Genomic DNA, 11,066 nt, shown 5'->3' with positions numbered 1-11,066 from the left:
ACTGACAAGTGGGTCAATTCTCAGTGTTAAAATAGATTTCACAGGTAAAGTTGATCCGCTATTTATCAAAACTAAGGTGGGTCAGATTTAAACGAAAAAGTGGGTCAATTTTACTTGACAATCAACACACGTTCTTCATTGCTCATCAGAAACATTTCACCGGTGGTGCCGCAAGGGTACAACCCGTGTACACCGTTTTCAATCAAGAACTCGGTTTGCTTTTCGAGTGCTGCGACATCAACTTTACCGTCTTCTCCAAACGGTGTTGTCATAGGCACAACTACTCCATTCATTTTTTTCATTGGAACACTCCTTCGTTTGTCTTATTGCAATTTAAATTTAAAATGCTGTTCATCATTAGGAAATCTTGTATCTTATACAATAATGTTATTCTGTTTAATGGCTTTTGTCAAGACATATAATAAAAAAAGAGTGGATAAATATATTATCCACTCTGATCTATATTGTCACTTATAAAGCCGCTGTTTCATCCTATAAATTTCTTCTCCAAGGAGTTTTGAATGCTCAGCAAGTTTTTCATCCGTCATCGAATCGATGGGACCGGATATGCTGATGGCCGCCACCAGCTTGCCTGCCATGTTGTAGACGGGCATGCCCACACATCTTATGTGAGGTTCTCTCTCTGCGTTATCTATGCTGTAGCCTCTGGCTTTTGTTTCTTTAAGTTCTTTTATTATCTCGTCGTAATCCAGTATGGTATTTTCAGTAAAAGCCTTGCGATCCTTGGTTATCCTGTCGTCCCACTCCTCTTCCGGCAAAAATGCCAATATGGCCTTTCCTATGCCCGTGCAAAAGAGAGGTGCAGTCTCACCAAGTATTTCCCGGTATGGCATCATTTGGAGCCTGGACATGGGATGAGCCACATATAGATAGAGGACCTTGTCCCTGTAAGGGATACCAAAATAGACTATCTCACCGCTACGCTGAGATATGTCATTTATAATATCGTATACCGCCCTTGCATAGCCCAAATGCTCGTTTACCACAAAAGAAAATTCCAGAACTTTAAACCCCATACTGTACTTCCCGTTAGGCTGTTGCTCCAAATATCCCATCTGTGCAAAGGTGCTGACTATGTTGTGGACGTTGCTTTTGCTAAGATCAAGCTTCTCAGCTATCTGAGTAATGCCAAGCTCAGGAGTATTGACAGAAAAACACTCCAAAATTTTCATTGCCTTTTCCAGCGACTTAACTTTTACATCTGAATTTTTATCCATATTTTTCTCCTATTAAGAACATCGTTCATATATTATCATTGTAGCCCTTAATGTAAAATATGTCAATTAATAGAATTCTGAAAACAAAATACTAAATCATATTCATTCGCTAAAATGTAGTTAGTCATTAATTTGCGATAATACTATTTGACTAAAAATCTCAATCAGACATCTTAGTCTCGACTAAATAAATCTCTCGTATACACTTTGTCTACTACATCTTTAATCTCATCAGAAAGCCGATTTGCTACAATGACATCAGAAATCTTCTTGAATTCATCAAAGTCTTTAATAACTCTTGAATGGTAGAACTCATCTTCCTGAAGAGCAGGTTCAAATACCACTACCTCGATACCTTTAGCTTTGATTCGCTTCATGACCCCTTGAATCGCAGATTGCCTAAAATTATCTGAATCGGTTTTCATTGTAAGTCTATATATTCCTACAATCTTTGGATCTCTCTTGATGATCATGTCTGCAATATGATCTTTTCTAGTCCTATTTGCATCAACAATTGCAGTCATAATATTTTGTGGGACTTCTTGGTAATTAGCCAATAATTGTTTTGTATCCTTTGGCAAACAATAACCACCATATCCAAATGACGGATTATTGTAGTGACTCCCAATTCGTGGGTCTAGGCCTACACCCTCAATTATTTGTTGTGCATTTAATCCTCTAACCTCAGCATAGGAATCAAGTTCATTAAAATAAGCTACTCTCATCGCCAGATAAGTATTGGCAAAAAGCTTGATCGCCTCTGCCTCGGTAGAATCAGTAAACAACATTGGGACATCCTTCTTAATAGCACCTTCCGCTAAAAGTTCAGCAAATACCTTAGCTCGTTCAGATTGTTCTCCTACAACTATTCTAGAAGGGTAAAGATTATCATATAGAGCTTTCCCCTCTCTTAAAAATTCAGGGCTGAATATAACATTCTCAGTTCCATATTTCTCTCTAACTTCCTTAGTATATCCAACAGGCACAGTAGATTTGATAATCATTACCGCCTCTGGGTTAATGGCTATTACATTTTGAATTACATTTTCTACTGTTGAAGTGTCGAAATAGTTTTTTTCCGGATCATAATTTGTTGGCGTAGAGATGATTACATATTCAGCTTCCTTCAAAGCCTCTTCATTATCTGTTGTAGCTTTTAAATTTAATTTTCTAGTTGCCAAATATTCCTCAAGTTCCGTATCAGCAATAGGTGATCTTTTGTTGTTAATCATTTCTACTTTCTCTTGAATTATATCTAAAGCAATGACCTCGTTATGTTGTGCCAGTAATACAGCATTTGAAAGACCAACATAGCCTGTTCCGGCTATTGTTATTTTCATAAGTTTTCCCCCTCGTTTTGCAAAGCCATTCCTTATAAGACGTCTTTGCACTTATCATTTAATAATACTTTTCGCAATTATGCATCTTTTATTTCATTTCATTAGATTCTCAATTTTTATAATAATCAAGATACCAGTCAACAAACTTTTTTAGCCCATCCTCGATGCTAGTAGATGGCTTGAAGTTAATATCTCTCTCAAGATCAGATACATCAGCATAGGTTCTGAGAACATCTCCAGGCTGCATATCCATATATACTTTTTCGGCTTCTTTTCCAAGCGCTGATTCCAATGCATTTATAAATCTCATAAGCTGCACCGGATTGTTGTTCCCAATGTTGTATATTTTATAGGGTGCAAAGCTTGTGCTTAAATCGTCTTTGCTTTCATCCCACTCTTCATTAGCTACAGGAACTTTTTCAATCAGCTTCACGATACCTGCCACTATGTCATCGATATATGTAAAGTCCCTCTCCATCTTTCCATGATTAAAGACTTTTATAGGCTTTCCAGCTAAGATGTCCTTCGTGAATGAGAAGTAAGCCATATCAGGTCTTCCATAAGGACCATAAACAGTAAAGAATCTTAGTCCTGTAGTTGGAATTCCATAAAGATGGCTATAAGTATGAGCCATCAACTCATTAGACTTTTTTGTAGCTGCGTAGAGTGAGACTGGATGATCAACATTATGATTTGTAGAAAATGGCGCTACCTTGTTGCCACCATAAACAGAACTTGAAGATGCATAAAGTAAATGCTCCACAGGAAAGTTTCTACAAGCCTCTAGGATATTCATAAACCCAGTAAGGTTAGAATCCACATAGGCATAGGGGTTCTCGATGGAGTACCGCACTCCTGCTTGAGCCGCTAAATTTATGACGTGAGTTGGCTGGTAGGTTTCAAAAATATTATCTACTGCAGCTTTATCCTTTAGATCTATTTTATGGAAATTGAAGTTATTGTATTTGTCTAATATTTCAAGCCTAGACTGCTTAAGGCTTGGATCATAGTAGTCGTTCAAGTTGTCAATTCCTATTATCTGATAGGATTGATCTAGTAATTTCTTTGAAAGGTGAAATCCGATAAATCCGGCTGCACCTGTTATTAGTATTTTCATTTAATTGCACTCCTTCAATTAGCCGTTCTGTATGACAAAAAGACAACCAACTCTTAATCTCCGGTTGCCTTTCTGATTCCTATTTCTTTGATGATGCAACTTCATCTATACTTGAATACATCTTATTATAATAGTTCGCATAATCACCGGAAATGATATTCTCGATCCACTTGGCGTTCTCAAGATTCCACTGAATTGTTTCTTTCATTCCTTGTTCAAAAGTATATGCCGGTTCCCAGCCAAGTTCTGTTGTAATCTTTGTGTTATCAATAGCATATCTTCTATCATGACCTGGTCGATCTTTTACATATTTAATCAGTCTCTCTGATTTACCAATAGTACTAATAATAAGTTTTACAATCTCAATATTTGCCTTCTCGTTATTTCCACCGATATTATACACTTCTCCATCTCTTCCTTTATGAAGAACAGAATCAATTGCAGAACAATGATCAGAGACATGAAGCCAGTCTCTGACTTGCATTCCGTCACCGTAAACAGGAAGGTCTTTCTCTTTTAGGCAATTGTTGATCATAAGTGGAATTAATTTTTCGGGGAATTGATATGGGCCGTAGTTGTTACTACATCTAGTGATATTCACAGGCATACCAAAGGTTTCATTATATGCTCTTACTATCATATCAGCACTTGCTTTTGATGCTGAGTATGGACTGTTTGGCATAAGTGGCATAGTTTCTACAAACATACCCGTTTCACCAAGCGCACCATAGACTTCATCAGTTGAAACCTGCAGAAATTTCACTCCCGGCTTGTACTCCTTGCAATATTTATCATTCGGATTCACTTTCCAATATTTCTTTGCTGTATCTAAAAGAACTTGAGTACCTATGATATTTGTAGTTAGGAATACTTCTGGTTCTTCGATGCTTCTGTCCACATGAGATTCTGCTGCAAAGTTTACGACTGAAGTGATTTCATTGTTTATGAAAATTTCTTCAATCTTTTCTCTATCTCTAATATCGACTTTGATGAAGTCATAATTAGCATTGTCATCGACATCTTTTAGATTTTCTAAGTTCCCCGCATATGTTAGGGCATCAATGTTGATAATCTTATATTCTGGATGCTTTTCGAGCATTAACTTCACAAAGTTACTGCCGATAAATCCTGCTCCGCCTGTTACTAAAATAGTTTTCATTTGATTCACCTCACATTTCTATTGCTTTGCAATACTCAAAATATATTTACCATATTCTGTTTTACTATATGCCTCTCCTAAATCTATCAATTGTTCCTTCGTTATCCATTTATTACGATAAGCAATTTCTTCTAAACAAGATATATACAGCCCTGTCCTTTTTTGAATAGTCTTTACAAAATCCGAGGCATCAGCAAGTCCATCATACGTTCCTGTGTCTAGCCATGCAAATCCACGACCAAGTAATTCTACTTTTAATTTACCCTCATTTAAGTATTCTCTATTTAAATCCGTAATTTCAATCTCACCCCTACTTGAAGGTTTTAAATTCTTAGCTCTCTCTATAACAGAGTTGTCATAATAATATAATCCAGGAATTGCATAATGAGATTTGGGATTTTCCGGCTTTTCTTCTAGTGATAGCACCTTACTTTCAGCATCGAATTCTACAACACCAAATTCCTTAGGGTCATTAACATAGTACCCAAATATTACAGCGCCTTCATCAACTGAAGCTGCAACATTCAATCGAGGTCCAAAACCTTGTCCGTAAAATATGTTATCTCCTAAAATTAAACATACGCTATCATTACCAATAAAGTCTTCCCCAACAATAAAAGCATCAGCTAAACCTCTTGGATGCTCTTGAATCTTGTATTCTATTTTCATGCCTATATCAGAACCATCTCCGAGCAAATTTTTATAAAAACCAATATATTCTGGATTAGTAATAATAAGAACTTCTTTTATTTTAGATAACATTAAAACGCTAAGCGGGTAGTAAATCATTGGCTTATCATAAATAGGGATTAACTGTTTGCTTATACCTTTTGTAATTGGATACAATCTTGACCCGCTTCCTCCTGCTAGAATTATTCCTTTCATATCTTAATTCTCCTTATCATCTTTTTTCTTAAAAATACAATACCAGTTCAAATCCTCATATTTGCCTTCAACGTAAACATGTCTTTTAAATGTACCTTCAAAATTAAAACCCATTTTTTGATAGAATTTATTGGCTCTCGTATTAGAAGTGAGAACATTCAAGTATATTTTTTCTAAGTTAAGTGTGTTAAATCCATATTTTATGATATGATTTGTAGCTTCTTTAGCAATTCCAGTGCCCCAAAATTTTTTGCGAACTACTATAGCATATTCAGCTGTTCTATCAATTTTATTAATATTTTTTAAACTGATTGTACCTGCGTATTCATCTGCCTCAATTGCAAAATGAATGTTTGTATTATCAGACCAACTCTTTTCTATGAAATTACTAAAACCTTCTTGTGAAAATGGATACCTAGTAAATTTGAAGTTACTAGAAATCTCATCATCATTAATATATTCCATCATAAAATTTGAGTCTTCTGCTCTTAAAGCTCTTAGCAAAATCATTGTTTCACCTCATTTATTTGTTTAACAACTTTGGCTGGATTACCACCAATAATACTATTTGAAGGATAATCCCCCTTTAATACAACACTACCAGCAGCAATAATACAGTTATCTCCTACTCGCACATTTTTAAGTATGATTACATTATTTCCAATCCAAACATTACGACCAATTAATATCTCCCCAAATTCACCGACAAGGTTTCTTTTTTCAGGATGTGTTCCATGAGCTTCAAAGTCCATCATTGTTACATTAGCTCCAATACGGCAATAAGAACCTATCTCAATTTTATTAGCTGCTACAATAAAATTCGAGTTATTAATTGCTGTATTGCTGTGAACCATAATTATACTTTTGTCGTATCTTGCTTGAAGTTCACTAACTCTATTATGATAATTGCCTCCTAACTTATAGCCAATTGAAACTTCATCATTTAAAACTATTGTACCCTTTCCAGATAAAACTGTATTTTGGTAGAACCTCACACTTTTGCTTATAATAATCTTTTTATTTAACACTTTGTATTTCAGTCTTATTCTATAATTTTTCATTATAATATTGACTACTTGAAATGCAATATGAGGTTTCTTAATTCCTTTAAATAATTTTTCAAGAATTGTCATTTCCCCTCCTTGAATTTCTCTTTGTTTTTCAAATTCGATATTAAAATTATTATTTCTTTTAGATATAAGATTATGATGAAAATTATTACTAATATTGAAGTAATTAGACTAAATAAGAACGTATTATTAAGGTAGTATCTGTTTAATAGTAAGTAACTTATCGCTAATAAATAAACAAAAATTATTTTCCCTCGAATAAAAAGAAGATCTCTACGCTTAGCTAAAACAGATACTAATAAAACACTAATGACATACCCTACCAATGTTGCTACAGCAGCTCCTTCTATTCCAATACGTCTAATTAGAATATAGTTCAGGATAACATTTACCATAGCACCAATTGCTAAAGTTAGTGACGTGAAATAACTTTTCTTAATGACAATAAATTGACTTCCTACCACTTGGAATAGCATCAACAATAAAGGTGAAAGAAATAGGTATGGAGCAACTATGTAGCCGTCAACATAAACTCCATCAAATAACAACTCGAAAACAATGGGAAATATAGGGTATGTCACTATAAAAACAACTGCTGATACCAACCCTAAGTATTCAAATAACTTCGAATTCATTGCCACCTGATCTATATCTTTCATTGTTGAATATTTAAAGTATGAATATCCCCCAGCAAATCCTGCATAAATAAGCTGACTAATTTGAGCCATTTTTGAACCAATAGAATAAATACCAAGTTCAAATGTACCTAACATATTAGTTATCATAATTTTATCCATAGAATTATATATCCAATAAATCAAAAATGTTGGTAATAGAGGTAACCCAATTTTAAATAATTCTTTAGCAATACTCCAATCAAATGACCCCTTGATAAAAAAAGCTTTATTTCTACTCCAAAAAAATATTAATAATACAAAAGTTGCAATAATACTAGAATAAATTAATCCAAAATATGAAAATCCATGATAAATTAAAACTAGTGCTAAGATGTAAGTCACCAAAGAGGAGATTAATCCAGATACAACAAAAGTTTTTCTCTGGTTCTGCATTCTTGTAGGTGCTTGTATTGGACTCATAATACCACCTAAAAACACTCCAATTGCTGCTAAAATTATGATTTTCCCAAAATCAATACTACCAAAGAATAAGTTTGAAAAACTTTTATTAAATAGTATTAGTATGCTTAAAATTATTAAAGAAGATAACATAATCAATCTTTGTGTCGTCGTTGTTACATTGTACCTATACTCCAAATCTTCCTTCTCGTAGTACTCCCTAAACATAGCATCATTAAGTCCTAAAATCGCTAAAGGCGTTCCAAACCCTACTATTGTTGTGTACATGCTGTATACACCGAAATCTGATGCATCTGGTAGCATTCTAGTTATAACAGGTAGTAGTAAAAATGGAACTATTTTGTTAAGAATACTTATAAAACCATAAGCGAAGATATTTTCTATAAATAATTTTTTTCTACTCATTGGATAATCACTTAATACTCATTTATTATATCTATCACATATTGTATTTCTTCATCCGATATACCATCAAATAAAGGCAAACTGACTAATGTATCAGCATAATTTTCAGTTATTGGAAAGTCACCCTTCTTAAATCCTAAATACTTATAAGCATTAGATAAGTGGGGTGGGATTGGATAATGAATCTGAGTATTGACTCCATGTTCGTCCATATATTTTTGAAATCTATCTCTTTCATTTGTTCTGATGACAAATAAATGCCAAACCGATTCTGCATTTTCTCTTACTGTTGGCAATTCCAACTTAGAATTATTGATTCCATCTAAGTATTTATCAGCCATGCGCGCTCTTTCTTCTCTTAACTCCTCATAATGCGATAGTTTTACTAACAATAGTGCAGCTTGAATCTCATCTAATCTAGAATTAACTCCGAGGATTTCATTCTGATATTTTATTTTTGAACCATAGTTTCTTAGCATACGAATTTTATCGCAGATTTCTTTATTGTTAGTTATAACCGCTCCACCGTCTCCGAAAGCTCCCACATTCTTAGTTGGATAAAAACTGAAGCAACCAATATCCCCCCAAGTTCCAGTCATCATCTCTTGATGTTTGGCCCCGTGACTTTGTGCACAATCCTCAACTAGGTATAGATTATACTTTTCTGAAATCTGTTTTATTGCACTTAAATTTGCTGCTTGTCCATATAAATGCACAACTAGAATTGCTTTAGTTTTATCAGAAATTTTTTCTTCAATTTTATTTGCATCTAGATTATAAAATTCATCTGGCTCAACAAAAACAGGAGTAGCACCATTTTCAGTAATACCTATTACTGATGCAATATAAGTATTGGCAGGAACTATCACTTCATCTCCTTTCCCAACTCCTAATGCTCGAAATGCTAGAATAAGTGCATCGAGACCCGAATTAAGACCTACACAATATTCTGCCCCAATAAAATTAGCAAACTCTTCTTCAAATTTTTCGCCCTGTTTCCCCATAATATACCAACCGGATTCAAGGGTTTGAATTGCAGCTTTGTCATATTCATCTTTATATTTAAAGTATCCTCTATCTAATTGATTTGCGTTAATTTTCATCATTCCAATACCCCTCTTTTACATATTTAAGAAATTCATCATAATCTCTAATATAATCTTCTTCATTATAATAATCTGAGGCTGCTACACAGAGAACTGATCCTTCTTTTTTCCAATACATATCATGCCAATATCCCCTTAAAACAAGCAATGCTTTTTCTGGTGAATCTAATAGATAGCTCTTCTTTTCTTTACCATCATCTAGTAACACTTCAACTTCTCCATTTGGGCACCATAGCACTTGTTGAAGCTTTTTATGAGTGTGCATACCTCTTTTGCTCTCTATAGGAACATCAAAAATATAATAAATCCGCTTGATTTCAAAGGGAATATCTTTATTAGATTCAAAAAAGGACAAATACCCTTGTTGTGCATTTCCGTTTGTTTTAAAATTAATCAATAAGTTTTTCATATTATTCTTTCACCTCATCCACTTCCCAAGCATCAATATACTGTTGTGCAATTTTTACATGGTGATGAAATTCTTCAACAAATAATCTCGATTTTTCCCCAATACTGATTACACTTTTTTTATTTAAAATCAATTTCTCTAACTTAGAATAAATATCTTCTACTGAAGGTTCGATATTAATTACTGGAATGTCATACCTAGCGAATTCTTGTTGACATTCCGGTTCATTTCCACTGAGGACTACTTTCCCCATCGCCATAGAATAAATAGCATTCATTCCATACTCATAGGATAATGCTTGATCAATAACAACATTTGTTTCGCTTAAAACTTTAAGATATTGTTCTAATGGCATTTTCCCGTCGATTATTATTTCAACATCATTTGGGTAATTCTGTTTTATTCTTTCCATAGCCTCGCGAATAAACTTGGTACCCTTAGATTCTTCTCTATTCAAACCGTGAAAAATTGTCAGCTTTCCGTTTTTAATCTCTTGTGGTATATATTGAATCTTATCAACATTTAAAGGTAATGGGATTGTTCTTAATAATTTCTCATGGGTTCTATATGCTTCTGCATATGTAAACATAACAGGAATTATTCCATCAACAAGTTTCAAAACTTCCTCATTATTATGAATATACTTGCTATTTGTGTATTTATTATCCTTCATATCTAATCCTGTAAAGTAGTTATAACGTAGGTTTTGAGCAATTTTGTATATATAATAATGATCACCTGCTACAGATAGAAATACCTTATTATTATTCTTTTTAAGATTCTCTAATAGTCTAATATTTCTATTAAATGGAAGTCCAAAAATAATTGGTTGCACAATCTGAACAACATCATAATCTGATAATTTGTTAATATTCTTGGCCTGCATATAGAAATTTTCTACATATCTGAGATATTTATTGTCATGCTCTGAAAAAAGCTTAAAATCACTATTACCTATCGATTTCCAGCCGTCCCCAGAAGAAACAGCATCTACTTCATGACCTAATTCTTGCAGTCCTTCTTTTAAATTTTTATAGAACCCACTGAACTCTCCTAATAATAATATTCTCATAGTTCCTCCTAAATTTTTACTCTATTTATGACTTTCATCTCTGATAAAGTCTATATAATGGTGTAAATTCAAAAATTAAAAAAATTGAGCCAAAAGGGTTCAACCTCGGATAAAATAGAGTTGTCGAAAAACCATCAACCCGAGGAGGAAACCCAAATGACTCAGATT

General features: G+C 33.7%; 12 protein-coding genes. All 12 read right to left on the bottom strand.

Annotated elements, in window-relative coordinates:
* Positions 1–110 precede the first annotated feature (110 nt).
* Entirely contained in the window at positions 111–302 is a 192-nt protein-coding gene (locus IWB18_RS11925) for a dihydrodipicolinate synthase family protein (RefSeq protein WP_195683846.1), read from the bottom strand.
* A gap of 165 nt (positions 303–467) precedes the next feature.
* Positions 468–1,238 (bottom strand): IclR family transcriptional regulator, encoded by a 771-nt coding sequence (locus IWB18_RS11920; protein ID WP_195683845.1) that lies wholly within the window; start codon positions 1,236–1,238, stop codon positions 468–470.
* Between the two features lie 173 nt (positions 1,239–1,411).
* Complete coding sequence (locus tag IWB18_RS11915) at positions 1,412–2,578, bottom strand: nucleotide sugar dehydrogenase (protein WP_195683844.1); 1,167 nt, start codon at positions 2,576–2,578, stop codon at positions 1,412–1,414.
* Positions 2,579–2,687: 109 nt separating this feature from the next.
* Entirely contained in the window at positions 2,688–3,695 is a 1,008-nt protein-coding gene (locus tag IWB18_RS11910) for an NAD-dependent epimerase (RefSeq protein ID WP_195683843.1), read from the bottom strand.
* A gap of 79 nt (positions 3,696–3,774) precedes the next feature.
* Positions 3,775–4,854, bottom strand: coding sequence for a dTDP-glucose 4,6-dehydratase (gene rfbB / locus IWB18_RS11905; protein ID WP_195683842.1), 1,080 nt, complete (start codon positions 4,852–4,854; stop codon positions 3,775–3,777).
* Positions 4,855–4,872: 18 nt separating this feature from the next.
* Positions 4,873–5,739, bottom strand: a complete 867-nt coding sequence (rfbA, locus tag IWB18_RS11900) for a glucose-1-phosphate thymidylyltransferase RfbA (protein ID WP_195683841.1) — start codon at positions 5,737–5,739, stop codon at positions 4,873–4,875.
* A 3-nt stretch (positions 5,740–5,742) separates the two neighbouring features.
* A complete protein-coding gene (locus IWB18_RS11895; protein WP_195683840.1) occupies positions 5,743–6,249 on the bottom strand; it encodes a GNAT family N-acetyltransferase in 507 nt (168 codons plus the stop codon).
* Positions 6,246–6,872, bottom strand: a complete 627-nt coding sequence (locus tag IWB18_RS11890) for an acyltransferase (RefSeq protein ID WP_195683839.1) — start codon at positions 6,870–6,872, stop codon at positions 6,246–6,248. Before IWB18_RS11890 ends, IWB18_RS11895 begins: the two co-directional genes overlap by 4 nt.
* Positions 6,869–8,311 carry an oligosaccharide flippase family protein gene (locus IWB18_RS11885; protein WP_195683838.1) on the bottom strand — a complete coding sequence of 481 codons (1,443 nt, stop codon included), beginning with the start codon at positions 8,309–8,311 and terminating at the stop codon, positions 6,869–6,871. The genes IWB18_RS11890 and IWB18_RS11885 overlap by 4 nt, the downstream gene beginning before the upstream one ends.
* A gap of 11 nt (positions 8,312–8,322) precedes the next feature.
* Positions 8,323–9,414, bottom strand: a complete 1,092-nt coding sequence (locus tag IWB18_RS11880; protein WP_195683837.1) for a DegT/DnrJ/EryC1/StrS family aminotransferase — start codon at positions 9,412–9,414, stop codon at positions 8,323–8,325.
* Positions 9,404–9,826 carry a sugar 3,4-ketoisomerase gene (locus tag IWB18_RS11875; RefSeq protein WP_195683836.1) on the bottom strand — a complete coding sequence of 141 codons (423 nt, stop codon included), beginning with the start codon at positions 9,824–9,826 and terminating at the stop codon, positions 9,404–9,406. Before IWB18_RS11875 ends, IWB18_RS11880 begins: the two co-directional genes overlap by 11 nt.
* A gap of 1 nt (position 9,827) precedes the next feature.
* Positions 9,828–10,898, bottom strand: a complete 1,071-nt coding sequence (locus IWB18_RS11870) for a glycosyltransferase family protein (RefSeq protein ID WP_195683835.1) — start codon at positions 10,896–10,898, stop codon at positions 9,828–9,830.
* Positions 10,899–11,066 lie beyond the last annotated feature (168 nt).

Origin of the sequence: Alkalibacter mobilis (assembly GCF_015594845.1) — a bacterium.
Lineage (GTDB): Bacteria > Bacillota > Clostridia > Eubacteriales > Alkalibacteraceae > Alkalibacter > Alkalibacter mobilis.
The sequence above is the reverse complement of the archived record's forward strand: the minus strand, read 5'-3'. Positions and strand labels throughout refer to the sequence as shown.

Excerpts from the sequence above, each read along its gene's own strand:
- IWB18_RS11925 (WP_195683846.1), bottom strand. The coding sequence starts at position 302 with ATGAAAAAAATGAATGGAGTAGTTGTGCCTATGACAACACCGTTTGGA.
- IWB18_RS11920 (WP_195683845.1), bottom strand. The coding sequence starts at position 1,238 with ATGGATAAAAATTCAGATGTAAAAGTTAAGTCGCTGGAAAAGGCAATG.
- IWB18_RS11915 (WP_195683844.1), bottom strand. The coding sequence starts at position 2,578 with ATGAAAATAACAATAGCCGGAACAGGCTATGTTGGTCTTTCAAATGCT.
- IWB18_RS11910 (WP_195683843.1), bottom strand. The coding sequence starts at position 3,695 with ATGAAAATACTAATAACAGGTGCAGCCGGATTTATCGGATTTCACCTT.
- rfbB (WP_195683842.1), bottom strand. The coding sequence starts at position 4,854 with ATGAAAACTATTTTAGTAACAGGCGGAGCAGGATTTATCGGCAGTAAC.
- rfbA (WP_195683841.1), bottom strand. The coding sequence starts at position 5,739 with ATGAAAGGAATAATTCTAGCAGGAGGAAGCGGGTCAAGATTGTATCCA.
- IWB18_RS11895 (WP_195683840.1), bottom strand. The coding sequence starts at position 6,249 with ATGATTTTGCTAAGAGCTTTAAGAGCAGAAGACTCAAATTTTATGATG.
- IWB18_RS11890 (WP_195683839.1), bottom strand. The coding sequence starts at position 6,872 with ATGACAATTCTTGAAAAATTATTTAAAGGAATTAAGAAACCTCATATT.
- IWB18_RS11885 (WP_195683838.1), bottom strand. The coding sequence starts at position 8,311 with ATGAGTAGAAAAAAATTATTTATAGAAAATATCTTCGCTTATGGTTTT.
- IWB18_RS11880 (WP_195683837.1), bottom strand. The coding sequence starts at position 9,414 with ATGAAAATTAACGCAAATCAATTAGATAGAGGATACTTTAAATATAAA.
- IWB18_RS11875 (WP_195683836.1), bottom strand. The coding sequence starts at position 9,826 with ATGAAAAACTTATTGATTAATTTTAAAACAAACGGAAATGCACAACAA.
- IWB18_RS11870 (WP_195683835.1), bottom strand. The coding sequence starts at position 10,898 with ATGAGAATATTATTATTAGGAGAGTTCAGTGGGTTCTATAAAAATTTA.